Origin of the sequence: Streptomyces humicola, assembly GCF_024436035.1 — a bacterium.
GTDB lineage: Bacteria > Actinomycetota > Actinomycetes > Streptomycetales > Streptomycetaceae > Streptantibioticus_B > Streptantibioticus_B humicola.
Map to the genome: position 1 here is coordinate 21,932 of NZ_JANFNG010000014.1, position 24,333 is coordinate 46,264.

Below are 24,333 nucleotides of genomic sequence, written 5' to 3' on the forward strand. Positions count from 1 at the left end.
AACTGTGTGTTCCTTACCTGTTGACGAGGTCGTCGGGCCCGAAAGCGTCCGGGAGCAGTTCGGAGAGCGGGCGGATGCCGTGCGCGGTGTCCACCAGCAGCGCCGGGCCGCCGTGCTCCCACAGCAGCTGACGGCAGCGCCCGCACGGCATCAGCCGCCCGCCGCCGCGGTCGCAGCAGGTGAACGCCACGAGCCGCCCGCCGCCCGTAGCGTGCAGCGCGGAGACCAGGCCGCATTCGGCGCACAGACCGAGGCCGTACGACGCGTTCTCCACATTGCACCCCACGACCGTACGGCCGTCGTCCACCAGCGCGGCCGCGCCGACCGGGAAGCGCGAGTACGGCGCGTAGGCGCGGGACATGGCCTCCCGCGCCTTCGCCCGGAGCGAGGTCCAGTCGACCCCGTCGGCCGCCGGGGGCGTCACTTGCCCTGACCCTTCCGGTAGGGCTTGCCGTCGGCCTTGGGCATCCGCAGCCGTTGTGCGGACAGCGCAAGCACGAGGAGTGTCGCCACGTACGGGGTGGCGCTCACGAACTGGTCGGGAATGGTGTTCGTCATGAGGAACCAGAAGAGCAGCAGAGCGGCGAAAACCGCGCTCAGCACGGCCTGCGGGTAGCTCTTCCGGTAGACCTTCCACCCCGCCAGCAGGGCGAGCAGCACCACCAGCAGGAGCAGCAGCGCGTGCGCGGACGGACCGCCGTCGCGCAACTGAAGGCTGTCGGTGTAGCCGAAGAGCCCGGCGCCCAGGGCGAGTCCGCCGGGCCGCCAATTGCCGAAGATCATGGCGGCGAGGCCGATGTAGCCGCGTCCGCCCGTCTGGCCCTCGTTGTAGATGTGCGAGGGGACCATGGCAAGGAAGGCACCACCGAACCCCGCAAGGCCGCCGGAGGCGATGACCGCCGCGTACTTGTACCGGTAGACGTCGACGCCGAGCGACTCGGCGGCGATCGGCGCCTCTCCGCAGGAGCGCAGCCGCAGCCCGAACGGCGTACGCCACAGCAGGTAGAAGGTGGCGACGAAGAGCACCATCGCGATCACGGTGAACCAGGAAAGCCCGGTGACCAGGCCGCCGAGGATGCCGGCGATGTCGGAGACGAGGAACCAGTGGTGGGCCTCGATGGAGGCGAGCCAGCCGGAGAGACCGGGCACGGTGACCGAAGGAACGTTTCCGACGGGCGGTGACTGCTTGGGGTTGCCGCCGAGCGTCGCCGCCTTGCCGGTGTTGAACCACATCTTGGCGAGGTACTGCGTCGCACCCTGCGCGAGCAGCGTGATCGCCACACCGGAGACGATGTGGTCGACGCCGAAGGTGACGGTCGCGATCGCGTGGACAAGACCACCGAGCATGCCGCCGATGATCCCTGCGACCAGGCCGATCCACGGGTTGGTCTGCCAGCCCGCCCAGGCGCCGAAGAAGGTGCCGAGGATCATCATCCCTTCGAGGCCGATGTTGACGACGCCCGCCCGTTCCGACCACAGACCGGCCAGACCCGCCATGCCGATCGGCACGGCCATCTGCAGCGCGCCCGCGACCTGTCCGGACGAGGTGACGTCCAGCGCGCCGGTGATAGCCCGTACCGCGGAGACCGCGAGCAGCGCGCCCGCGACGATCAGCAGCACGACCGGGGTGGACAGGCGGCGCTTCCCGCCGCCGTTGTGCACCGCCTTGGGCGCGGTGCTCGGTGCCGTGACGGCACTGGTGCTCGTCCCGCTCATGCGGCCACCTCCTGCTGCTGTCCCTGTGCGCGGGCCGCGGCGGCTAGTTGTTCGCCGACCCTGCGCTGCTGGCGGCCGACTCCGTAACGACGCACCACTTCGTAGGCGATGACGACGGACAGGACGATGACGCCCTGGATCACGCCGACGATCTCCTTGTCGTACCCGTTGAATTCCAGCCAGTTGGAGGTGCGGTCGAGGAAGCCCCACAGCAGCGCGCCGATCGCGATGCCGACCGGGTGGTTACGGCCGAGCAGCGCGACGGCGATGCCGGTGAAACCGATGCCCGTGGGGAATTCGGTGCTGTACTGGTGCGCCTCGTTGAGCAACGCCGGCATGCCGACGAGTCCGGCGACGGCGCCGGAGATCAGCATGCTGGTGACGATCATGCGCTTGACGTTCACGCCGCTCGCCTCGGCCGCCGACTCGGACTGGCCGACCGTCCGCAGGTCGAAGCCGAAGCGCGTACGGGAGAGCACGAACCAGTAGCCGACGCCCGCGAGCAGCGCGACGACGATGAAGCCCTCGATGGGGCCCGCGGCCGGGTTGGGGGTCAAGGTGAAGAACCAGCCCGACTTCGGCAGCAACGTCGTCTGCACGCTGTTGGTGTTGGAGTTGAGGTTGGCGAGCATCCCGGGCTGCAGCAGATACGCGATGATCGCCGTCGCGATCGAGTTGAGCATGATGGTCGCGATTACCTCGCTGACGCCCCGGGTCACCTTCAGCAGCCCGGCGATCCCCGCCCACATGGCGCCGACCAGCATCGAGACGATGACGATCAGCGGGATCTCCAGGATCCCAGGCAGATTGACCATGCCGCCGACGACGGCCGCGAAGAAGGCGGCGAGCCGGTACTGGCCGTCGACGCCGATGTTGAACAGGTTCATGCGGAAGCCGATGGCCACCGCGAGGCCCGCGAGGTAATAGGTCGTCGCCTTGTTGAGGATGTAGACCTGGCTGTCGCTCTTGAGGCCGTAGGAGGCCATGATCTGGAAGGCCTGGAACGGCTCCTTGCCGGTGGCGAGCAGGACGAGGCTGGTGACGACGAACGCGGCCACCACGGCGAGCACGGGCGCGGCTATGCCGAGCAGCAGCCGCTCTTTGTCTATCTTGGCGAATTTCTTCATCGGTCCTCTCCCCCGGAAAGTCCCCCGGAAAGTCCTCCGGAAAGTCGCGCGGACTCTCCTCCGGCGTGCGTGAGGTGGCCGGCGGACGCGCCGGTCATGGCGGAGCCCAGCTCCTCGGGGGTGATCGTGGCGGGGTCGGCGTCGGCGACCAGGCGGCCGCGGTACATCACGCGCAAGGTGTCGGACAGGCCGATCAGCTCATCCAGGTCGGCGGAGATCAGCAGCACGGCGAGGCCCTCGCGCCTGGCCTCGCGGATCTGGTCCCAGATCTGCGCCTGCGCGCCGACGTCCACACCGCGCGTGGGATGGGCGGCGATGAGCAGCTTGGGGTGGTGGCTCATCTCACGGCCGACGATGAGCTTTTGCTGGTTCCCGCCGGAGAGCGAGGCCGCGGTGACCTCGATGCCCGGCGTGCGGACGTCGTACGCCTCCACGATCCGCTCGGTGTCGCGGCGTGCGGCGGCCGGGTCGAGCAGGGCGCCACGGCTGTTGGGCTTCTCGGTGACGTGGCCGAGGATACGGTTCTCCCACAGCGGCGCCTCCAGGAGCAGGCCGTGGCGGTGGCGGTCCTCGGGGATGTAGCCGATGCCGCTCTCGCGCCGGGTGCGGGTGGGCGCGTGAGAGATGTCGGCGCCGTCGAGGGTGATGACACCGGCGTCCGGGTCGCGCATGCCGATGATGGCTTCGACGAGTTCGGCCTGACCGTTGCCCTCGACGCCGGCGAGGCCCAGGACTTCGCCCTTGTGGATGGTGAAGCCGATGTCGTCGAGCACGGTCCGGTCCACCCCGTCGGCGTCGGGCGCCATCAGCCGCAGGCCCTCCACGCGGAGCATCGGGACGGTGGTGACGGTGGACTCGCGCGTCTCGGGAGACGGCAGTTCGCTGCCGACCATCAACTCGGCGAGCTGCTTGGTGCTGGTGGAAGCGGGGTCGGCCGAGCCGACGGTCGTACCGCGCCGGATCACGGTGATCTCGTCGGCGACGGAGAGGACTTCGCCGAGCTTGTGGGAGATGAAGATGACGGTCAGGCCCTCGGCCTTGAGCCCGCGCAGGTTGTCGAAGAGAGCGTCGACCTCCTGCGGTACGAGGACGGCGGTCGGCTCGTCGAGGATGAGCGTGCGTGCGCCCCGGTAGAGGACCTTGAGGATCTCCACGCGCTGCCGGTCGGCGACGCCGAGGGCCTCGACGAGGACGTCCGGGCGCACCCCGAGCCCGTAGGCGTCGGATATCTCCAGGATCTTCGCGCGGGCGCGGTCGCCGATCCCGTGCAGCTTCTCGCTGCCGAGGACGACGTTCTCCAGCACGGTGAGGTTGTCGGCGAGCATGAAGTGCTGGTGCACCATGCCGATGCCGCGCGCGATGGCGTCGCCGGGGTCGTGGAAGGTGACCTGCTCGCCGTCGACGGCGATGGTGCCCTCATCCGGCTTCTGCATGCCGTAGAGGATCTTCATCAGGGTGGACTTGCCCGCGCCGTTCTCGCCGACGAGCGCGTGCACGGTGCCGCGCCGAACGGCGATGTCGATGTCGTGGTTGGCGACGACGCCTGGGAATCGCTTGGTGATACCGCGCAGTTCGACGGCGTTGGGGCCCGCGGTGGGCGGGGGTGGGCTCGGGGTGCTTGACGCGTTGATGGCGCACTCTCCTCGGGGACGAAGGAGCCGGGCGGTGAGGGGTGAACGTACCGCGCGTCTGCGCCGTCTACGCGCGTAGCGGTACGGAATTCACAAGCGGTCCGGCACACGGCGTGGGGCTCGGCAGAAAGGGCGCTTCCCCTCCCCGCCGAGCCCTCACGCCAGGTCAGGCCGTCACGGCTGGCTGCTGACCTTGATCTGACCGTTGATGATCTTCTGCTCGACCGCCTGCAGTTGCGGCTCGATGTCGTTGATGAAGCCGCCGCTGGTGGCCAGCGAGACGCCTCCGTCGGCGAGACCGTAGGTGTTGTTGCCGGTGAGCGGCTTGCCGTTCTTGACGCTCTTGATCAGGTCATAGACGGAGACGTCCACGTTCTTGACTGCGGAGGTCAGGATCGAGCTCTTGTACTGGGCCAGACCCGGCTCCTGGTACTGGTCGGAGTCGACGCCGATCGCCCACGCACCCGGGTGGTCGTGCACCGCCTCGATCGAACCGGTGCCGGAGCTGCCGGCCGCCGAGTAGATCACGTCGATACCGCGGGAGAGCATGCCCTCCGCGGCGGCCTTGCCCTCGTCGGGGCTGGAGAAGCCGGAGAGGTCGGAACCGGTGCTCAGGTACTGCGCGCTGACCACGTCGCCGGGCTTGGTGGCCTTGACGCCCTGCTGGAAGCCGGCCTGGAAGCCCTTGATCAGCTCGTTGTCGACACCGCCGATGAAGCCGATGTGACCGGTCTTCGACTTCAGCGCCGCGGCGACGCCCGCGAGGTACGAGCTGTCCGGCGTCGCGAACGTCATGCTGTCGACGTTCTTGCCCGGCACGACCGAGTCGACGATGCCGAAGGTGGTGTTCGGGAACTTGGCGGCCTCCGCCTGAACGGCGTTGGCGTAGGCGAAACCGACCGCTACTACGGGGTTGTAACCGGCGGTGGCGAGGTCGGAGAGCCGCTGCTCACGGTCGGACTCGGTGTCCGTGTTGAGGGCGGTGAGCTCCTTGGCGGTGCCGCCGAAGTCCTTGATGGCCTTGTCCAGTCCGCGCCCGGCGGAGTCGTTGAACGAGTGGTCGCCACGACCACCGACGTCGTAGGCTATGCCGATCTTCAGCCCGCCGGACGCCGACGAGCTCGAGGTGGAAGAAGAGCCCGACTGGGTCGAGCTCGCCCCACAGGCGGTGGCAGTGATCGCGAGAGCCGCGGCTATGCCCGCGGCGGCAAGCGTGGTTACCCGGCGCACTAGGGGTACCCCTTCATTCCGTCTAGCGCCCCGTCCGGCGCTGGTTCTGCGGCAGCTTAACGCGCGTAGATACGCCGTAAAGGGCAGTTTGGAAGCCGTTATCGGATCGACGCCAACGCCGGATTGCGCGCCGATCTCGGGCGGGTGACGCAGGGGTTTCGCGGCAGGTCCGGGCACGCCATCGTCCGCACCGGCCGACCTGGTCCGGCACGAGGGCGGCGGTGGACTTCGTGCCTGGGGAGAGCTGCGGCTGTCCGCAGCGTGCTACGAGGCCGCGGCGCTGGCGTCGGCCCCCTACGGTGAGGTCCTCAGGTCCGCGGCGGCGCGGCTGGGTCTGAGCCAGCAGGTTCCGGTCGGGGTGATGTGAATCGGGCAATGGAGATCGCTGCTCGGATTTCCGAGCGGCCTTGTCCATATCAACGATCAGACGATCAGGGAACGATCCCGTTCGGCGGTGTCGGCGACTCCGGTACGGGCGCGCGGCACGGCGGCGCGCGCCAACCTCGACGCCTTCACCGAGACGAAATGGTGACCGTGCGCGGTTCGCTGCCCGCGTACCCCTTCTGATCGCCTGATCAGCATCTGATCAGGCGAACCCGGGCGATCGGGCCCGATCAGTCGATCAGTCGATCAGCGCCGCTGCCGTGAACAGTTCCACGCCCACGCGGATCGCCTGCTCATCCGCGTCGAAGTCGCCACGGTGCAGGTCGCGCACGACCGCGTCGCCCATGGGACGCACGCCGAGGCGGGCGAGGGCGCCCGGGACCTGTTCCAGGTACCAGGAGAAGTCCTCGCCTCCGAGGCTCTGTTCGGTGTCCTCGACCGCGTGCGCTCCGTAGCGCGCGGTCATCGCATCGCGCAGCAGCTCCGTCGAGGTGGACTCGTTGACCACCGGCGGCACTCCACGGTGGTACGTGAGCTCCCACTTGGCCCGGTACATCGCGGCGATCTGGTCCATCACCTCGTGGATCAGGTCGGGGGCCTCGTGCCATGCCGCGAGGTCGAGGCAGCGGACGGTGCCTTCGAGCTCCGCGTGCTGCGGGATCACGTTGCACGCGTGGCCCGCGTCGATGCGGCCCCAGACCACCGAGAGGCCGGCCCGGGGGTCGATGCGGCGGGCGAGGGCGGCGGGCAGCTCGGTGGCCATCTTGGCGGCGGCCATCACCAGGTCGGTGGTCAGGTGCGGGCGCGCGGTGTGACCGCCGGCGCCGTCGAGCGAGAGCTCCAGGCGGTCGCAGGCCGAGGTGATCGGGCCGGTGCGCAGGCCGATCCGCCCGACCTCGACCTTCGGGTCGCAGTGGACGGCGAGAATACGGCCGACGCCGTCCAGGACATCGGCCTTGATCATGTCGAGGGCGCCGCCGGGCATGACCTCTTCGGCGGGCTGGAAGACCAGGCGCACCGGGCGCTGCAGCTTCCCCTCACGCTCCAGGCCGGCGAGCACCAGGCCGGCGCCGAGCACCACGGTGGTGTGGACATCGTGGCCACAGGCGTGGGCGCAGCCCGCCACCGTCGAGTGGTACTCCACGGTCTTGGTGTCGGGGATGGGCAGTGCGTCGATGTCGGCGCGCAGCGCGAGGACCGGTCCGTCGGCCGGTCGGCCGATGTCGCACACCAGGCCCGTTCCGCCGGGCATCTCGCGAGGCTGCAGGCCCGCCTGCTCCAGGCGCTCCTTGATCGCCGCGGTGGTGCGGAACTCCTGCCGGGAGAGCTCGGGGTGCATGTGCAAGTCGCGGCGGAACGCGACGAGTTCGGCTTCCAGCTCGTCGGACAGGGCGGGCAGCGGTGCGCCGGGTGCGGGTAGTGAGTGGTCCACCCCCGAAAGCGTAGGCCGCATGGCCACTCCTGGTGTGTCGATACTGATAAATCAAGCTTACGGGCGAACCGAATATCACCCCTGCGGCGCATACTCGCCCGTCTGCACGGGTATGCCTACCTGATTGAGACTTATGTCACTTCCGTACGTCCATGGTGAACCCGCGTGCTCCCCGCCGCGCGGCAGCCGCCCCGGATGGCCCAGCGGCTGCGTGAGCTGGGTGCGCCCCGCGGGCTCTGCAGGCCCTGCAGGCCCTGCGGGCCGCCGCATCAGCGGCGGGTGCCGAGCAGCCGGGCGTAGACGTCGAGCAGGGGCACCGACTGCACCTGCCAGGACCAGTGGCGCAGCGTGTCGGAGCGCTCGTAGGCCTTGCGGTATCGGCGCTCGTTGGTGAGGACGGCGCCGACCGCGCGGACGAAGTCCGCGGTGTCACGGGCGCGGAAGACCTCACCGTTGCCGAGCTCCAAGGTGGCCGCCGCCATCGCCCGTACGTCGCTGACCACGACCGGCAGCCGCGCGTGAGCGTATTCCAGGTAGCGCGCGGCGAGGGTGACTTCGTGGTGCGGCAGGTGGTGGACGGGCACGACGCCGATGTCGGCGGAGGCCAGGAAGCCGGGGACGTCCCCGGGCGGGACGTAGGGCAGGACGTGCAGCCGTGAGGCGACGCCGAGTTCGGCCGCGCGCTCGATCAGCGTATGGACGTACGAAGCATCGGAGTGCGGGACGACGAACGCCGCGTGCAGGTCGTACAGCTTGGGCAGCGCCTCGACGACGGTGAGCAGTCCGCGCTCCGGGGACACCGCACCGCTGTGCACGAGCAGCGGCACCTCGGGGCCGATCCCGCAAGCCTCCCGCACCCCTCCTCCGCGCCGGGCCGAACCGGCGTCGAAGAAGGGCGCGTTGAGAACGACGACGGGCGCCGCGGGGAGCCGGTGGCAGGCCCGCAGCCGCTCCGCGTATGCCTCGCTCACCGCGACCACCGCGTCCGCCTCGGCGGCGTGCGCGCGCTCGTCGGCGTCGCGGGCGGCCGCCGCGCGGCGGGAGGGCGTTGAGGGGACGGCTGCGCATTCGTCGGCGTCCCAGACGACCTTCACCGCGCGCCCGGCCGCCTCGGCGCGGAGCGCGGCCCGCACCGCGACGCCGAGGGTGCGGTGCCCGCGGGCGTGGACGAGGTCGGGGCGCTGCCCGTCGAGGACCGGCCCATAGGCCGCCTCCAAATCGAGCAGCAGGGGGTCGAGCCGCCGCCACGCCCGCCGGGCGAGCAGCAGCCGGGTCAGGGCGGTGGAGGCGTTGTCGAGGAGGCCGTCGGGGGCAGTACGGTGGCGGACCGCGGCGCGGAACTGGGCCGAGCGCACCGCGGTCCAGGCGCGGCGGAAGGAGAGCCGGGCGCGGGCGACCGTATGCACGGCGCGCGCGACGGTGTGCCGGGGGAACGGCCGGTATTCGATGCCGAGTTCGGCCGCCCGCGTCTCCAACAGTAAAGAACGGACAACGATACGGTCACGGCTGCAGAGGAACGCCTCTTCACTCCGGTACGCCAGCGGCCACCGCAACCCGGGCCGGGGCCGCCGCATCCGGTGCCGGTGGAGCGTCTCGGCCACCGGGACGGTGCGTATGTCGACTCCGGGGAGCCGCGGCACGGGGCCGTCGTCGGCCCGCCCGAGGAGGGTCACACGGTATCCCGCCCCGGCCGCCGCGAGGGCCACACGCTGGGCGCGGGCGTCATGTGCAAGCGCGCGGTCCGCGAGTACCGTGATGCGCGCGGTGTTCCGCGGTGCGCTTCCCATGCACCGATGGAATATGGCCCCGGTGATCGTTCAATGGATCAGGAATGAAGCCGGGTTGAACGCCCAAGGGATCTTCCGCAACTGTTACCGCCCGATCGATATCAGGCGACGCACGATCGATATCGGGACGTTACATACACAGCGTCACCGATTTTTACGGTAAGTAACTTGGTGATTTCTTGGTAAGGAATCGGCGTTAAAGCCCCAACAATGCTCCGTCAAGGACATGAACAGGCCGCGACGGGGGAAGTCCGTCGCTGTCCCCGACCCAGGGGGCGTCCAACCGCGCCGCCAATCCGGATGCGGTCCTACGCAGACAGCACGAACCGCATGAACCTTCATGACAGGAGCGCACATGACGGCCATTAGCACCAAGGGCGGTACGACCGCCGGATCGAGACACCTCCAGCGGGACGTTGGCTTCTGGGGCCTGATGTTCGTGTCGCTTGGATCGATCATCGGATCCGGCTGGTTGCTCGGCGCGTTGAATGCAGCAAAGATCGCGGGGCCCGCGTCGATCCTCTCGTGGGTCATCGCCGCTGCGATGCTCCTCGTACTCGCCCTCGTGCACGCGGAACTCGGCGGCGCCTACCCCCTCGCCGGCGGAACCGCTCGCTACCCCCTCTTCGCCTTCGGTCCTCTCGCCGGGTTCACCGCGGGCTGGATGGCCTGGCTGCAGGCGGTGACGATCGCCCCGATCGAGGTCGAGGCGACCCTGTCGTACACCGCTCACCTCAGCTGGGTGGCCAAGAACGTCACGCTCCTCAACGCGGACGGCACGCTGACCGCGGCAGGCATCGGGATTGCCAGCGTCTTCATGCTGCTGTTCACGATCATCAACATCGTGGGCGTCAAGATGCTGTCGGACTCCAACTCGATCGCGGTGATCTGGAAGACCCTCGTCCCGCTGCTGACGGTTGTCGTCCTGCTGACGCTCACCTTCCACTCGGGCAACTTCACCGCGGGCGGCGGATTCGCCCCCTTCGGTGCGCACGGCATCTTCGCCGCCCTGCCCGCGGGTGTGGTCTTCGCGCTGCAAGGCTTCGAACAGGCCATCCAGATGGCTGGTGAGGCCCGCAACCCGCAGAAGGACATCTCGCGCGCGGTGATCGTCGCCACCATCATCGGCACGATCATCTACCTGGCGCTGGAGGTCGCGTTCATCGGCGCCCTGACCCCGAGCAACCTGGTACACGGCTGGCTCAACCCGATCGGCGCCGGTGACTTCGGCCCGTACGCAACGATCGCGAGCGCGGTCGGCGCCGGCTGGCTGGCGGTCGTCCTCTACATCGACGCCGTGGTCTCCCCCGGCGGCACCGGGCTGGTCTACGTGGGCACCACCTCCCGTATCTCCTACGCCATGGGCCACGAGCGCTCGGTTCCGGGCTTCCTGTCGCGGGTGAGCCTGCGGGGTGTGCCGATCTGGTCGATCATCACCGCGTTCATCGTCGGCGAGATCACCTTCCTGCCCTTCCCGAGCTGGTCGTCCCTGGTCAACCTGGTCAGTTCGGCGACGGTGATGATGTATGGATTCGCGCCGGTCGCGCTGCACGCCCTGCGCAAGCAGGACGCCGACCGCGCCCGCCCATACAAGCTGCCGGCGTGGAAGATCCTCTCCCCGGTCGCCTTCGTCTCCGCGAACCTGATCATCTACTGGGCCACCTACCAGGCGGACTGGAAGATCTGCGCCAGCCTCGTGCTCGGCCTGATCATCTTCGCGGCGACCCGTGCTTCCCTCCCGGCGGAGCGCCGGGTGAACTTGCACTTGAAGTCGGCGATGTGGGTGTGGCCGTGGCTCGGTGGTCTGCTCATCATCGGCAACTTCGGCCAGTACGGCGGCAACGGCGCCATCCCCAACTGGTGGGACCTGGTGGTCGTGATCGTCTTCGCGCTCGCGATCTACTACTGGGCGATCACCCTCGCGATGCCCAAGGAGGACGTCGCCACGGCGGTCGAGGCCGAGGCTGAGATCGAGTACCCGGAGGCGCTGGAAGCGGCCTGATCGGCTCCGACGCCTGACGTACTGAGGGCCGGGGTGGTGCGCCAAGCGCGCACCACCGCGGCCCTCGTCGTTCACGCGCCCTCGTCGTTCACACAGAGCTCGACGTGATCGAGCTGAAGACCACCCTGCTCGCCGAGAGCGAGCGCAGGGCCGTCCGCAGGGCTGCCAGGGCGTCGGCGATCCACGGCAGCTGCTCGGGGTCGCTGCTGCGCAGGGCCTGCCAGCGCTGCTCGTCCGTCTCCCCGTACAGCAGGCTGGTGGCGACGCGGAAGCACAGCGCGCGCGGGTCGTCGCCGAATACGGCGCCGCTCAGGACGCCGACGCCGTGTTCGTCGAGCAGATGGCCGGCGAGCGAGTCGGCGTCGGTGATGCCGAACCGGGCGAGCGCCGGCCGCAGCGGCTCCAGATCGGGGTAGTGGTAGAAGGCGGCCTGCGGCGGGCGGCACACCGCACCGACGGCGGCGAACTCGGCGTGCACGGCCTTGTTGACCCGCTCGTGCAGCGCCCGCGAGGCGGCGATGTGCGCCGTGACGTCGGCGGGATCGTCGAGCACATGGGCGGCGACCTCCTGCATCGGCGCAGCGAGACTCGACCACACCTCGCTCGCCAGCCCCGTCACCTCGTCCAGCGCGCGGGTGCCGAGCTCGCCCGCGGGGAAGCGCGCGAAGCCGATACGCCAGCCGCCCAGCGCCATCGACTTGGACAGGCCCCCGGTGACGAAGCACCGCTCGGGCACGTAGGAGGCGGGGCTGGGCACCCGCTGCGGGTCGTAGGCGAGGTCGCGGTAGATCTCGTCGGAGACGACCGTGAGGTCGTGCGCCTCGGCGACCTCGCAGACCCGCCTGACCGTCTCGGCGTCGGCGATGGTGCCGGTCGGGTTGTCGGGCAGGGTGAGGATCAGCACACCGGGCTCCCGACCGCGCATCCGGGCGCTGCGCAGCGTGGCGTCGAGCAGGTCGGGGTCGGGGACGCCGCCGGCGCCGCGGGGCGTGGGCACGGTGATGGCGTGCTTGCCTGCGATGGCGGCCTGGGCGGCATAGCTCACCCACGACGGGCGCGGCAGCACCACGTCGCCCGGCAGGGCGGCCACGAGCGCGTACAGCAGGGCCTTGCTGCCGGGGGCGAGGACCATCTGGTCGCCCACGGTGGCGAGACCGCGCCGCGAGAGATGGCCGGCGGCGGCGTCGCGGACGCGCGCGGAGCCGACGACGGGCCCGTAGCCGTTGCGGCCGACGGCCTCGGCGAGGGTCGTGGCCACGGAGGGCAGGACGGGGAGCCCCGCCTCGCCGAATCCCAGGTGCACGACGCGCTCTCCCGCGGCGCGCCGGGCCGCCAACCGTTCGTTGATCGCGAGTGTGGCCGAGTGGGCGACCATGGATCCTCCGTTCGGATCGTCTGCCGACAGTTCTGCCTGCATGTTTGCCTGAATATTTGCGAGAGACTCGGTCATGCAAATCTGTTTGCGCAGATACGTTTGCACAGAAGATCAGCTATGCCAAGATGCATGCGTGCAGACCTTCGACGACCTCGCCACCGCCCTCAGGGAGCGCTCGGGAAAGCTCTCCCCCGCCCAGAAACGCCTCGCCGAGCGCGTGATGTCGGATCCCGAGGGCGTCGCCTTCATGACCGTCACCGAGCTCGCGGCGACCGTCGGCGTCAATGAATCAACCGTTGTGAGGTTCGCTACAAGCCTCGGCCTCGACGGCTATCCGGGCCTGACCCGGCTGTGCCGGGAGCGCCTGCGCGAGCAGGCTCAGCTGCTGCGCCGCTTCTCGCAGCTCGAGGCGGTCACCGGGGACGTCGGCCGCTCCCGCGACCCGCTGGAACTGGCGATGGCCTTCGACCAGGCCAACATCGCCCGCTCACTGGCCCGCGTGGACCGCGACAGCTGGGCGGAGGCCGCCAAGGCGCTCTCGTCCGCCCCCCGTGTCCACGTCCTCGGTCTGCGCAAATGCCATGCGCCCGCCTACCTGCTCGGCTATCTGCTGCGCATGCTCCGCGACGACGTCGCCACGGTGCCGGCGACCGCCGGGATGCTCACCGACGACCTGCGGCGGGTACGCGCCGGCGACTGCTTCGTCGGCATCGCCATCCACCGCTACAGCGCCGACACCGTCCGCGGCTTCCACTGGGCGAAGCGGCAGGGCGCCACCACCATCGCGCTCACCGACAACCAGGGCTCGCCGCTCGTCCCCGACGCCGATCAGAGCTTCTTCATCGACACCGCCGGGGTGTCGGTGCTGCGGTCGATGACGGCGTTCACCTCGCTGGTGCAGGCGCTCGCCACCGAGGTCGCCACCGAGCTCGGCGCCGAGGCCCGCTCCCGTCTGCTCGGTGAGGAGGAGCTGCTGGGCTTCCTCGGCGTGTACACCTCCGGCCAGGCCCCGGACCGGACCTGAGGGGCTGCTTCAGCCCCGCCCGTACCGGTCCTCCGCCTGCCAGCACGCCACCAGGCCGACCGCGAGCGACACCACCGCCCAGCCCGCCGACATCGCCCAGATGTGCGGCGTGAGCTTCCCGTAGCCGGCGAGCAGCGCATGCCGGGCCAGCTCGATGTAGAGCGCGCCCGGGTTGGCCTCCATCACCATCCGGACGGCGGCCGGGGCGTGCCCGGTGACCTTGGCGATGCTGTAGAAGACGCCGCAGGTGTACATCCAGGTACGCAGCACGAACGGCATCAGCTCGCCGATGTCGTGGTTGCGCGCACCGATGCGCGCCATCAGCATCCCGACGCCGAGGTTGAAGACCGTCTGCAGCACGAGCGCGGGAAGCAGCAGCAGCCAGCGGCTGGTGACGGGTTCGCCGGTCGCCAGACAGATGGCCACCACGACGCCCATCGACAGGGCGAGCTGCTGGAGTTGGACGAGCGTGGTGGCGATCGGCAGACAGGCGCGCGGGAAATGGAACGCCCGGATCAGCTCCAGGCGGTTGCAGATCGACCAGGTGCCGGCGGCGATCGACTCTCGCGAGTAGGTGAAGACGAACATGCCGACGCAGAGGAAGGCGATGTAGTTGTCGCCCGTGCCGTCCGTCTTCTTCAGCAGATATCCCCAGACGAACCAGTACACGGCGACATTGAGCAGCGGGGTCAGCACATGCCAGATCTGGCCGAGGGTCGCCGTCGCGTAGTACGAGGTGAGGCGGGCGCGGGCATAGGAGAGCGTGAAGTGGCGCCGCTGCCACAGCTGTCCGACGTACGCTGGCAGGCTGGGCCGCTGCACGGACGGCTTCAGGCCGTGCCGGGCGGCGAGGCGGGCGGCCTCGGAGGAGTTCAACTTCCCCGACTCTGCAGAAACTTCGGTGATCAGCGTCACGGGGCGACCGCCGGGGCGAGGGGGTTGTGGACGGCGCCTATGCCGTGGCGGGCACGGGCGGCCTGGGTGATGCCGGTCAGGAACCCCTCGGCGCGTGGTGAGGCACCGCTGGTCAGCCAGGAGGGGTCGATGTCGCACACGGCGACCTCGACGCCCGTACCGGCGAGCGCGAGCGGCAGCGTGTGGACAACGGTGGAGGGGAAGCTGAGCAGCCGGGAGCCGATCGGGCCGCGGCGTGCGACGAGTTCGAGCGGCAGGTCCGGACGGACGATCTCCAGACCCGCCTGCGTCGCAAGGCGCCGCAGCTTCTCCTCCCGCTCCCTTCGGTGCGCGAAGTAGCGCGTCGCGCCCTGGGCGCGGGCGATCGCGGTGACGGCGGCGAGGTAGCGGTCGAGGTCGACGACGCCGGTCTCCACGAGCGAGGTGCCGATGATATCGGCGCCCGCCCTGACGGCCGGCGGGCCGTAACGGGACCTGGTCCACTCCAGACGGTTGGCACGCAGTTGCGTGCCGGGCGGCGCCGTCACCGGCATGGAACTGAACAGCTCCACGCGGCGGCGCGCCCCAGGCGTGAGCCTGCGCCGGGCGGAGGCGGCGACCACGCCGAAGGCGACGTCACGCACCCCGCGCCCGCTGCGGTGCCAGCGCACCAGACGCTGCCTGCCGGCGAGCAGGGCGACGAACTCCATCGTCGCCGTGCCGTCGTCGATCACCACGAGGTCACGCGCACGGCCGATCAGCAGCAGCGCCTGCACGAAGCGCGAGAAGGGGTCGCCCAGCACCAGCCGCCGGGCGCGCAGCAGCGCGGGCGTGAGGCGCGCAAGGGTGCGCAGCGGCCCGGCCGTCGCGGTGCGCGGCTCGCACCAGCGCAGGGTGAGCCCCTCGTCACGCGCCAGCCCGGCCATCCGGCGCAGCTGGCCGCGGCTCATCGGGTCACGCGGCGGCAGCACGACGACGGTGCAGTCGGGGTCGTCGCCGGCCTGACGTTCCGTATGCACCCACTCCAGCAGGTTGAGCAGCTGGACCGGCGATTCGACGAGGGCGAGAGTCCCCGTCACTGTGCCTCCCGGTGAGCCCCGCCACGCCGGCGGCTACTGGCAACATCAGTGGCTCCGCCCCGGGCACTGCCGCCCGATCGGCGAAGGTTGACGCGGTCGTACAAGTGCGGCCCGGCAGCCTCGCGTGCGTCGCTCACGCCAAAGCCGCCGCTTCCGCATCGCCGACCACCCCGCGTACGCGGCGCAGCTTGCGCATCGGGCCGAGCTCGCCCTCGTACACCCGCTTCACCCCGTCCCCGAGCGACCGCTCGACGATCCTGATGTCACGCACCAGGCGCTGCAGGCCCGGTGTCTCGACGGAGGCGGCCTGGTCCGAGCCCCACATGGCGCGGTCGAGGGTGATGTGCCGCTCGACGAAGCAGGCGCCGAGCGCGACGGCGGCGAGGGTGGTCTGCAGCCCGACCTCATGGCCCGAGTAGCCGATCGGCACGTTGGGGTACTCGGCCTGCAGGGTGTGGATCATCCGCAGGTTGAGCTCTTCGTGCTTGGCCGGGTACGTCGACGTGGCGTGGCAGAGCACGATGTTCTCGCTGCCGAGTACCTCGACCGCGTGACGGATCTGCTTCGGGGTGGACATGCCCGTCGACAGTATGACGGTGCGGCCGGTGGCGCGCAGGGCGCGCAGCAGCTCGTCGTCGGTGAGGCAGGCGGAGGCCACCTTGTGTGCGGGCAGGTCGAACTGCTCGAGGAACTCGACGCTCGGCACGTCCCACGGGGAGGCGAACCAGTCGATGCCGCGCTTGCGGCAGTACGCGTCGATGGAGCGGTACTCCTCCTCGCCGAACTCGACGCGGTGCCGGTAGTCGATGTACGACATCCGGCCCCACGGGGTGTCACGTTCCAGCTCCCACTGGTCGCGCGGGGTGCAGATCTCCGGCGTGCGCTTCTGGAACTTCACCGCGTCGCACCCTGCGTCCGCGGCGGCGTCGATGAGGCGGTAAGCGTTCTCGAGATCGCCGTTGTGGTTGATGCCGATCTCGCCGGTGACGTAGACGGGGCGGCCGGCGCCGACGAGGCGGTCACCGATCGTGCGGCAACGGTGGGGGGTGACGGTCACGGCAGGGTCCTTTCGAAGCGTTCACATCGTTCAAGGGGTGTGTAGGTGTCGAGCAGGGGAGCCAGCGCCCGCGCGCGGCTCAGGTCGTCCGGCTCGTCGATCTCCAGCACCCGTGCGGGATCGGTCCGTACGAGCGCGGTGCGGCCGAAGAAGCGGTGGCCCACGGCGCGGAAGCCGTCGGCTCGCATCGCATAGGCGGCCCCGGTCTCCAGCAGGTCCTCGGGGCGGTCCTGGCGCCGGGGGCGGCAGGTCACGTCGTGGTTGACGCCGACGGGAACCGCGGGTCCGACGGAGTCCCCGTCACGCCACAGGAAGCCGTGGAACGGCGCCACGGTCAGCGCCGAGTCGGCGCCGTCCTCGACGACGGCGGCGGCGACACCACTGACGTCCTCCGCGGTGAGGAACGGGCTGGTGCACTGGACGAGCAGGACGGCATCGACGCGCCCGCCGTGCAACGCCTCGTAGGCGTCCATGGCGTGCAGCACGGCGGCTTCACTGCTCGCGGTGTCGCCCGCGAGCTCGGCCGGGCGGGGCAGCGGATCGGCCCCGGCGGCGCGGGCAGCCTCGGCGATCGCCGCGTCGTCGGTGGAGACGACCACATCGGTGACGAGCCGTGCGGTGCGGCAGGCGCGCACGGCGCGCGCGACGAGCGGCACGCCGCCGACGGACGCGAGGTTCTTCCCCGGCACGCCCTTGGATCCCCCGCGCGCCGGTACGACCGCAAGAACCACCACGTCGCTCACAGCGCCTCCTTCGTGAGCTTCTCCGCCCGCAAGGCGAGAAGTGCGGGCATCGTCGCCGCCCGCAGCCCGGCGGCCTCGCACGCGTCGCTCACAGCGCCTCCTTCGTGAGCTTCTCCGCCCGCTCGGCGAAAGGAGCGGGCATCGTCGCCGCCCGCAGCCCGGCGGCCTCGCACGCGTCGCTCACAGGTCCCCCATCCGTCTGATGACCGGCGCGATCCGTTGCACGCCGTGGCGGTAGGCCGCGCGGGCCGTATCGCGCAGCGCGGCGCGCGCGGCGCGCTCCGCCCGGCCCGGCTCCCGCACCCGGTGCGGGCCGGAGCCCGGGCCGGCCGGTTCGCCCTTGGCGTCGAGGTGGTGGCGGCCCAGGATTCCGGGGAGGTAGCCGGTGGCGGTGCGCGGCGTGTAGTACGGCGTCAGCGGCGGGAGCCGGTCCGCTGACGCCAGTTCGGTGACACGTTCCCGTGTCGCGCGGAACGGATCGGGAACTGCCACTCCGTGGTCGCGCAGCCAGTCGGCGTCGGCGCGCGGCAGCGTCCCCTCGTCGAGCATGTCCCACGAGGCGAGGCAGCCGGAGCCGAGGAAGTGGTGGTTGCCGAGCGGTTCGCGGACGCCGAGGTCGGTGAGGACGGCGGTGGGTATCGAGCGGTGCATCGCTTCGATCGCGGCCGTGGAGCTGACGGTGACGAGCAGGTCGGTGCGGTCGAGCACCTCGCCCATGTGGCCGTAGACCAGGCTCAGGTTCGGCGGCAGACCGCCGGGCCGCCGCCGCGCCAGCCGGGTGTACGGGAACTCCTCGATGTGCGTGGTGTGTTCTCCGAGCTTGCTGCGCAGCTTGACCAGCACCTGCCGATCGCTGTGGCGTTCGGCGTGCAGGGCGGCGCGCTCCAGTAGGTAGGTGCGGTCGGCGCGGCTGTCCGGGACCGACGGCTGGGCAGCGAAGGTCACGGTGAACGGTCGTCCGCACGCCGGGTCGTACGGTTCGTAGGGCGCGCCGTCGAGGAACGGCAGCGCGCTTTCCACGACGCTCGACGGGTCGGCGCCCACACCGGCGTAGGTGTGACGGAAACGCTGCGCGTCGTGGCGGCTGTTGGCGAGGACGACGTCCGCGCCGTGCCGCAGCAGCAACCCGTCGGCGAGCTTCTCGTAGACCACGCCGACGTACCCGGTGACGACCACGGGCCTGCGTTCGAGGCCGCGCCAGGCGCGGGCGAGCCCGTGCAGCATCGCCTGGACGGTGCCGCCCACGCACGCGAGGATCACCACGTCGCACGTCCCGCGGTCGGCCTCGCGCAGGAACTCCTCCGCCGTGATCTCGCGCAGCGAGTCGGCGGCGATGCCGAGTTCGGCCAGCTGGCGGGGGGTTGGGGTGGCGCGGCCGCGCAGCAGACGGGCGTCGAGGCGCGCGTCGGCAGCGATCCTGCGGCCCGTGAGCGCACCCCATTTCCACCGTGTGTCCGAATCGGCGAGAACGGTAATGCGACTTACCGGTGTGGCACTTGTTGGCACGCCGCAGACCGTAGGAATCGAATCGGAGCGGCGGCCCAACGATGCGGCAACAAATAGTTAACAGCGTGCCGACGGATGGGGTGGCGCGAATGCGTCACGCACCCGCCATGCGGCGTTCACCCGCCGGTACGCGTCCTGCCATCCCAAACGTCCGCGGCCCGCATAACGTTCCGCGGGTGGTCAAGCTCTCCGTCATCGTGCCGTTCTACAACGTGCAGGCATTCGCCCCCGACATGCTGAGAAGCCTTGCGTCGAATGCACGCCCGGATTTTGAATTCGTTCTGGTCGACGACTGTTCGACCGATGGCACACCGGACATACTGCAGCAGGCGGCGGCGCGCGGCGGGGTGCCCGGCGCCCGTCTCGTACGGCACGAACGCAACGGCGGGCTCGCGACCGCCCGCAACTCCGGCCTCGACGCGGCCGAGGGCGAGTACCTCGCCTTCCTCGACGGCGACGACTGGATCGGCCCCGGCTATCTGGCCGGCCTGCTCGCCGCCATCGAGAAGCTGGGCTGCGACTTCGTCCGCACCGACCATGTGCAGGCCACCGGCAGCGAGCGCACGATCCGCCGCGTACCGCACGGCAGGCGCGGTGAGGTGCTCGTTCCGCGCGATGCGATCCTGCCCGCCGACCGCTCGACGTCCGTCGACTACCCCTACGCCTGGGCCGGGATGTACCACCGCCGGCTGAAGGATGCGGGGCTGCTGCACTTCCGGGACGGGCTGCGCACCGCCGAGGACCGTCCCTGGATCTGGCGGTTGCACCGCGAGGCCGAGTCGTTCGCCGTCCTGGGGATGTTCGGTGTCTTCTACCGGCGCGGGGTTGCGACCTCGCTCACCCAGATCGGAGATGTGCGCCAGCTCGACTTCATCCGCTCGTTCGATCAAGTGCTCGCGGAGACGGCAAACGATCCGCAGGCCGATCAGCTGATGCCGAAGGCGGTTCGCACGTACTGCGCGATCATCGCCCATCATCTCAATACGATCGAGCGGTTCGAGCCGCCGATCGCGCGCCGGCTGCGGTCGATGAGTGCGGCCGCGCTGAAGCGGATGCCGCAGGACCTGCTCGCTGAGGCACTGGACTCGATGAACTTCGACCGCTCGCTGCGGCTGCGACGTCTGCTGCGTCTCAGCAGGGAGCAGGCAGCTGTCGTTGCCGGCGCTGTTGCCGGGGAAGAGGTCGCCGCCTGATGCCGCGCACCCAGATCGTCCTCGCCTCGACCCTCTACGGCGCGGCAACCGTGGCCGCCGCGCTCGACGCCGGCTGCTTCGGCCCAGCCGACCGCCGACTGCTGCTGGTCTCCAACAATGCAGCCGTCCCCGAGACCACCCCGCCGCTCGATGCCACGCATGGCTTCGCCGCGCTGCGCGACCGCTTCGACGGCGTGCTCTCCTGGAACGAGGCGATCTCTCCGTTCCATCCCAGCGGTTGGGCGCCGCGCCCGGACGACGAGCCCATGTGGGAGCGGTATCTGCGGCTGCTGTGGGGGCTCGGCGACGACGAGATCGAGCTGGCCGTCGAGTCCGTCCACGTGGAGCCGGCCCTCGCGCTCGTCCAGCTCTTCCCGTCCGCGACGGTCGACGTCTACGCGGACGGGCTGATGAGCTACGGCCCGACGCGCAACAAGCTGGAGCCGCTGGTCACCACCCGCATCCGGCGGCTGCTCCACCCCGATCTCGTCCCCGGACTGCGGCCGTTGCTGCTCTCCGAGTACGGGGTCGAACCGCAGGTGGTGCCGACGGCCGCCTTCGTCGACGTGCTGGAGGAGCTGGCGAAGGCCACACCGTTGGGCGAGCCCGCCGGGGAGGGCCCGGCGGTGCTGCTCGGCCAGTATCTGGCGGTGCTCGGCATCCTCACCGCCGACGAGGAGGAGCGGCTGCATGTGCGCATGCTGCGCGGCGCGGCGGCGCGCGGCCACCGCACCATCGTTTTCAAGCCGCACCCGAGTGCGCCGGCGCGCTGGTCGCGGCGGCTGGAGAAGGAGGCCGCGGATCTCGGCGTCGAGCTGACGGTCTTCGACGAGCCGGTCCTCGCCGAGGTGCTCTTCCAGCAGCTGCGGCCCGCGCTGGTCGTCGGCTGCTTCTCCACCGCGCTGTTCACCGCTTCGGCGCTGTACGGGATTCCGGTCGCCCGTACCGGCACCGATCTGCTGCTGCGGCGGCTGACCCCGTACCAGAACAGCAACCGGGTGCCGGTCACCATCGCCGAGGCGCTGCTCCCGGCCCTCGATCCACGGGAGGACGCGGCCGAGCCGCTCACCGTGCCCGAACTGACCGCGCTGCTGCGGGCGGTGGGCTTCTGCATGCAGGCGAAGGCGTATCCGAAGCTGCGCGTCGAGACCGTCCGCTATCTCGCCCGCCACCGCGACCGCCGTACCCGCCGCTACTTCGGCCGCCGCCGCCTCGTGGCACTCGCGCTGCCCGGCGGCATCCCCTCCGGGCTCGCCTTCCTGCCGCGCAGTCCGCTCGTCCGCAGGGTCGCGCGGCGCACGTTCCGACTGCTCAGGCTCCGCCCCAAGGGAGGCACAGGCACATGACCGCCGTCGAGGCGGCCATCCCCGCCCCCAGATCCGCGACGCCGCCGCCCGCGCCCGCGCGGCTGCGCGCCCTCGACGGCCTACGGCTGATCGCCGCGCTCGGGGTGTGCGCCTACCACTACGCGGGACGCGGCGGCGACATCACCCGCGCCTGGGGCACCTCGCCGCACACGTTGTTCCCCGCGCTCTCCGGCCCATTCTCGTACGGCTGCCTGGGCGTTCAGCTCTTCTTCGTCATCAGCGGGTTCGTGATCTGCATGAGCGGCTGGGGCCGCACGGTGCGGGCCTTCGCCGCCTCGCGCGCCGCCCGCCTCTTTCCCGCCTACTGGGCGGCGGTGCTGCTGATCACAGCGGTGTTCGCGCTTCCGTGGGTGCGCTTCCACCCCGTCTCGCCCAGCGATCTGCTCACCAACCTCACGATGCTTCAGATGCCGGTGGGCGCGCCGCGCGTCCTCGGAGTGGACTGGACGCTGTGGGCGGAGGCGCGCTTCTACCTCCTGTTCGCACTGTGCGTCCTGTGGCGCGGCGCGACGAGGCGCAGGGTGCTGCTCTTCTGCGTGCTGTGGACGGCTGGCGCGCTCTTCGCCGACGCGGCGCACAACGCGCTGCTCCAGCAGGTGCTGATGCCCGACTATGCGCCGTTCTTCGTCGGAGGCATCGGCCTGTATCTCGTCCACCGTTACGGGCACGACGCGAGCGCCTGGTCGGTCGTCGCCGTCGGCTGGCTGCTCGGCCAGCACTACGCGGTGAAGGAGCTGGTGGCCCCGGCGCACGTCGCGGCGTTCCACCACCGCACGCAGCTCACCGTGATCGCGCTGGTGACGCTCGCGTTCGTCGCCGTCGCCGTCGTCACCCTCACCCCGGCCGCCCGGACCCCCTGGCCCTGGCTGACCACGGCCGGCGCCTTGACGTACCCCTTCTACCTCGTCCACGAACACCTGGGCTGGGTCGCCATCCCCGCCCTCCACCATGACCTCCGCCTCCCGGCCGCGGCCGTCCTCGTGGTGACCCCGGCGGCAATGCTGGTCCTCGCCTGGCTCCTCCACCGCTTCGTCGAACGCCCGCTCGCGTCACGCGTCAGGCGAGCACTGACCGGCTGAAGCAGTCGAGTGCGGCAAGGGTGTGCTCGCGCTGCCGCACGTATACCGTCCGCCGCTCACCCTCAGAACGCGTCCGTGGGGACGTAGGCCCCCCACACCTCGCGGAGCGTGTTGCAGACCTCGCCGACCGTTGCGCGGGCGCGCAGGGCCTCCTTCATCGGGTAGAGGACGTTGTTCGTGCCCTCGGCAGCTTCCTTGAGCGCGGCCAGCGCCGCGTCCACTGCCGACTGGTCGCGCTCGGCGCGCAGCTTCGCCAGGCGTTCGGCCTGCTGGGCCTCGATCGCCGGGTCGACGCGCAGGGGCTCGTACGGCTCCTCCTCGTCGAGCTTGAAGCGGTTGACGCCGACCACGACGCGCTCGCCGGAGTCCGTCTCCTGGGCGATGCGGTAGGCGTTGCGCTCGATCTCGCTCTTCTGGAAGCCGTGCTCGATCGCATTGACCGCGCCGCCGAACTCCTCGACCTTGGCAATCAGTTCGACGGCCGCGGCCTCCACCTCGTCGGTCATCTTCTCGATGACGTAGGAGCCGGCGAACGGGTCGACGGTCGCCGTCACGTCCGTCTCGTAGGCCAGCACCTGCTGGGTGCGCAGCGCAAGCCGTGCCGACTTCTCCGTCGGCAGGGCGATCGCCTCGTCGAAGGAGTTGGTGTGCAGCGACTGCGTGCCGCCGAGCACGGCGGCGAGCCCCTGGACGGCGACGCGCACCAGGTTCACCTCCGGCTGCTGCGCGGTCAGCTGGACGCCGGCGGTCTGGGTGTGGAAGCGCAGCATCTGCGACTTGGGGTTCCTCGCACCGAACTCCTCGCGCATCACGCGCGCCCAGATCCTGCGCGCTGCGCGGAACTTGGCGACCTCCTCGAGGATCGTGGTGCGGGAGACGAAGAAGAACGACAGGCGCGGCGCGAAGTCGTCGACGTCCATGCCGGCCGCGATCGCGGTGCGTACGTACTCGATGCCATCGGCAAGGGTGAAGGCGATCTCCTGTGCGGGAGAGGCACCGGCCTCGGCCATGTGGTAGCCGGAGATCGAGATGGTGTTCCACTTCGGGATCTCGGCCTTGCAGTACTTGAAGATGTCGGCGATCAGGCGCAGCGACGGCTTGGGCGGGAAGATGTAAGTCCCGCGGGCGATGTACTCCTTGAGCACGTCGTTCTGGATGGTGCCGGTGAGCTTGTCGGCCGGGACGCCCTGTTCCTCGGCGACGAGCTGGTAGAGCAGGAGCAGCAGGGCCGCAGGGGCGTTGATCGTCATCGACGTCGACACCTTGTCCAGCGGGATCCCGCCGAAGAGCACCCGCATGTCGTCGACGGAGTCGATCGCGACACCCACCTTGCCGACCTCGCCGTGCGCGATCGGCGCATCGGAGTCGTGGCCCATCTGGGTGGGCAGGTCGAAGGCGACCGACAGGCCCATCGTGCCGTGCGCGATCAGCTCCTTGTAGCGGGCGTTGGACTCGGCCGCCGTGCCGAAACCGGCGTACTGGCGCATCGTCCACGGCTTGCCGGTGTACATCGTCGGGTACACACCGCGGGTGAACGGGTATGCACCCGGCTCGCCCAGCTTGACCGCAGGATCCCAGCCCGCCAGGTCATCGGGCCCGTACACCGGCTCGATCGGCAGACCCGACTCTGACTCGCGCCCCATCGTCACAACCCTCCGTCTGGCTTACCGGCTGGTAATCCCTGCCCTCGCCACGGACTGTAGCGGC

19 protein-coding genes and 1 pseudogene are annotated in these 24,333 nt (G+C 70.3%); 5 read left to right on the plus strand and 15 right to left on the minus strand.

Features of this window, described 5'->3' with window-relative positions:
* Nucleotides 1-13 precede the first annotated feature (13 nt).
* The 8 genes from NGB36_RS18485 to NGB36_RS18520 form a co-directional block, all read right to left on the minus strand.
* The gene (locus NGB36_RS18485) at nucleotides 14-424 is read right to left on the minus strand and encodes a cytidine deaminase (protein WP_255921429.1); all 411 of its coding nucleotides are present in this window, start codon (nucleotides 422-424) and stop codon (nucleotides 14-16) included.
* Complete coding sequence (locus NGB36_RS18490) at nucleotides 421-1,716, minus strand: ABC transporter permease (RefSeq protein WP_255921430.1); 1,296 nt, start codon at nucleotides 1,714-1,716, stop codon at nucleotides 421-423. Before NGB36_RS18490 ends, NGB36_RS18485 begins: the two co-directional genes overlap by 4 nt.
* Complete coding sequence (locus NGB36_RS18495) at nucleotides 1,713-2,843, minus strand: ABC transporter permease (RefSeq protein WP_255921431.1); 1,131 nt, start codon at nucleotides 2,841-2,843, stop codon at nucleotides 1,713-1,715. The genes NGB36_RS18490 and NGB36_RS18495 overlap by 4 nt, the downstream gene beginning before the upstream one ends.
* Complete coding sequence (locus NGB36_RS18500) at nucleotides 2,840-4,474, minus strand: ABC transporter ATP-binding protein (RefSeq protein WP_255921546.1); 1,635 nt, start codon at nucleotides 4,472-4,474, stop codon at nucleotides 2,840-2,842. Before NGB36_RS18500 ends, NGB36_RS18495 begins: the two co-directional genes overlap by 4 nt.
* Before the next feature lie 174 nt (nucleotides 4,475-4,648).
* On the minus strand, nucleotides 4,649-5,704 hold the full coding sequence (locus tag NGB36_RS18505) for a BMP family lipoprotein (protein WP_255921432.1): 1,056 nt from the start codon (nucleotides 5,702-5,704) through the stop codon (nucleotides 4,649-4,651).
* 423 nt (nucleotides 5,705-6,127) lie between these two features.
* Nucleotides 6,128-6,286, minus strand: coding sequence for a hypothetical protein (locus tag NGB36_RS33830; RefSeq protein WP_372509474.1), 159 nt, complete (start codon nucleotides 6,284-6,286; stop codon nucleotides 6,128-6,130).
* A 40-nt stretch (nucleotides 6,287-6,326) separates the two neighbouring features.
* The gene (locus NGB36_RS18515; protein ID WP_255921433.1) at nucleotides 6,327-7,541 is read right to left on the minus strand and encodes a M20 family metallopeptidase; all 1,215 of its coding nucleotides are present in this window, start codon (nucleotides 7,539-7,541) and stop codon (nucleotides 6,327-6,329) included.
* 248 nt (nucleotides 7,542-7,789) lie between these two features.
* Nucleotides 7,790-9,307 (minus strand): glycosyltransferase, encoded by a 1,518-nt coding sequence (locus NGB36_RS18520; RefSeq protein WP_255921434.1) that lies wholly within the window; start codon nucleotides 9,305-9,307, stop codon nucleotides 7,790-7,792.
* 355 nt (nucleotides 9,308-9,662) lie between these two features.
* On the opposite strand from NGB36_RS18520, the gene NGB36_RS18525 reads away from it, so the two are divergent.
* Nucleotides 9,663-11,309 carry an APC family permease gene (locus tag NGB36_RS18525; protein ID WP_255921435.1) on the plus strand — a complete coding sequence of 549 codons (1,647 nt, stop codon included), beginning with the start codon at nucleotides 9,663-9,665 and terminating at the stop codon, nucleotides 11,307-11,309.
* A gap of 88 nt (nucleotides 11,310-11,397) precedes the next feature.
* Here NGB36_RS18525 and NGB36_RS18530 read toward each other — a convergent pair whose 3' ends face one another.
* Complete coding sequence (locus NGB36_RS18530; protein WP_255921436.1) at nucleotides 11,398-12,684, minus strand: pyridoxal phosphate-dependent aminotransferase; 1,287 nt, start codon at nucleotides 12,682-12,684, stop codon at nucleotides 11,398-11,400.
* Between the two features lie 133 nt (nucleotides 12,685-12,817).
* On the opposite strand from NGB36_RS18530, the gene NGB36_RS18535 reads away from it, so the two are divergent.
* A complete protein-coding gene (locus NGB36_RS18535) occupies nucleotides 12,818-13,708 on the plus strand; it encodes a MurR/RpiR family transcriptional regulator (protein WP_255921437.1) in 891 nt (296 codons plus the stop codon).
* A gap of 9 nt (nucleotides 13,709-13,717) precedes the next feature.
* On the opposite strand, the gene NGB36_RS18540 is transcribed toward NGB36_RS18535, so the two are convergent.
* The 5 genes and pseudogenes from NGB36_RS18540 to NGB36_RS18560 form a co-directional block, all read right to left on the minus strand.
* Nucleotides 13,718-14,584, minus strand: a complete 867-nt coding sequence (locus tag NGB36_RS18540; RefSeq protein WP_255921438.1) for an ABC transporter permease — start codon at nucleotides 14,582-14,584, stop codon at nucleotides 13,718-13,720.
* Between the two features lie 35 nt (nucleotides 14,585-14,619).
* Entirely contained in the window at nucleotides 14,620-15,681 is a 1,062-nt protein-coding gene (locus NGB36_RS18545; protein WP_255921439.1) for a hypothetical protein, read from the minus strand.
* 133 nt (nucleotides 15,682-15,814) lie between these two features.
* Entirely contained in the window at nucleotides 15,815-16,738 is a 924-nt protein-coding gene (locus tag NGB36_RS18550) for an N-acetylneuraminate synthase family protein (RefSeq protein WP_255921440.1), read from the minus strand.
* A 47-nt stretch (nucleotides 16,739-16,785) separates the two neighbouring features.
* Nucleotides 16,786-17,481: pseudogene (locus NGB36_RS18555) on the minus strand (acylneuraminate cytidylyltransferase family protein); the annotation flags it as partial.
* 180 nt (nucleotides 17,482-17,661) lie between these two features.
* Entirely contained in the window at nucleotides 17,662-18,987 is a 1,326-nt protein-coding gene (locus NGB36_RS18560; protein ID WP_255921441.1) for a DUF6716 putative glycosyltransferase, read from the minus strand.
* A gap of 176 nt (nucleotides 18,988-19,163) precedes the next feature.
* Between NGB36_RS18560 and NGB36_RS18565 the strand changes: the two genes are divergently transcribed.
* Genes NGB36_RS18565 through NGB36_RS18575 form a run of 3 tightly spaced genes read left to right on the plus strand, consistent with a single transcriptional unit; the run spans nucleotide 19,164 to nucleotide 22,626 of the window.
* Nucleotides 19,164-20,180 carry a glycosyltransferase family 2 protein gene (locus NGB36_RS18565; protein ID WP_255921442.1) on the plus strand — a complete coding sequence of 339 codons (1,017 nt, stop codon included), beginning with the start codon at nucleotides 19,164-19,166 and terminating at the stop codon, nucleotides 20,178-20,180.
* Complete coding sequence (locus NGB36_RS18570; RefSeq protein WP_255921443.1) at nucleotides 20,180-21,526, plus strand: polysialyltransferase family glycosyltransferase; 1,347 nt, start codon at nucleotides 20,180-20,182, stop codon at nucleotides 21,524-21,526. The genes NGB36_RS18565 and NGB36_RS18570 overlap by 1 nt, the downstream gene beginning before the upstream one ends.
* Nucleotides 21,523-22,626, plus strand: a complete 1,104-nt coding sequence (locus NGB36_RS18575) for an acyltransferase family protein (RefSeq protein WP_255921444.1) — start codon at nucleotides 21,523-21,525, stop codon at nucleotides 22,624-22,626. Before NGB36_RS18570 ends, NGB36_RS18575 begins: the two co-directional genes overlap by 4 nt.
* Nucleotides 22,627-22,688: 62 nt before the next feature.
* Here NGB36_RS18575 and NGB36_RS18580 read toward each other — a convergent pair whose 3' ends face one another.
* A complete protein-coding gene (locus tag NGB36_RS18580) occupies nucleotides 22,689-24,269 on the minus strand; it encodes an acyl-CoA mutase large subunit family protein (RefSeq protein WP_255921445.1) in 1,581 nt (526 codons plus the stop codon).
* Between the last annotated feature and the right edge of the window lie 64 nt (nucleotides 24,270-24,333).

Excerpts from the sequence above, each read along its gene's own strand:
- NGB36_RS18570 (WP_255921443.1), top strand. The coding sequence starts at position 20,180 with ATGCCGCGCACCCAGATCGTCCTCGCCTCGACCCTCTACGGCGCGGCA.
- NGB36_RS18495 (WP_255921431.1), bottom strand. The coding sequence starts at position 2,843 with ATGAAGAAATTCGCCAAGATAGACAAAGAGCGGCTGCTGCTCGGCATA.
- NGB36_RS18515 (WP_255921433.1), bottom strand. The coding sequence starts at position 7,541 with ATGCGGCCTACGCTTTCGGGGGTGGACCACTCACTACCCGCACCCGGC.
- NGB36_RS18530 (WP_255921436.1), bottom strand. The coding sequence starts at position 12,684 with ATGGTCGCCCACTCGGCCACACTCGCGATCAACGAACGGTTGGCGGCC.
- NGB36_RS18575 (WP_255921444.1), top strand. The coding sequence starts at position 21,523 with ATGACCGCCGTCGAGGCGGCCATCCCCGCCCCCAGATCCGCGACGCCG.
- NGB36_RS18525 (WP_255921435.1), top strand. The coding sequence starts at position 9,663 with ATGACGGCCATTAGCACCAAGGGCGGTACGACCGCCGGATCGAGACAC.
- NGB36_RS18490 (WP_255921430.1), bottom strand. The coding sequence starts at position 1,716 with ATGAGCGGGACGAGCACCAGTGCCGTCACGGCACCGAGCACCGCGCCC.
- NGB36_RS18580 (WP_255921445.1), bottom strand. The coding sequence starts at position 24,269 with ATGGGGCGCGAGTCAGAGTCGGGTCTGCCGATCGAGCCGGTGTACGGG.
- NGB36_RS33830 (WP_372509474.1), bottom strand. The coding sequence starts at position 6,286 with ATGCTGATCAGGCGATCAGAAGGGGTACGCGGGCAGCGAACCGCGCAC.
- NGB36_RS18520 (WP_255921434.1), bottom strand. The coding sequence starts at position 9,307 with ATGGGAAGCGCACCGCGGAACACCGCGCGCATCACGGTACTCGCGGAC.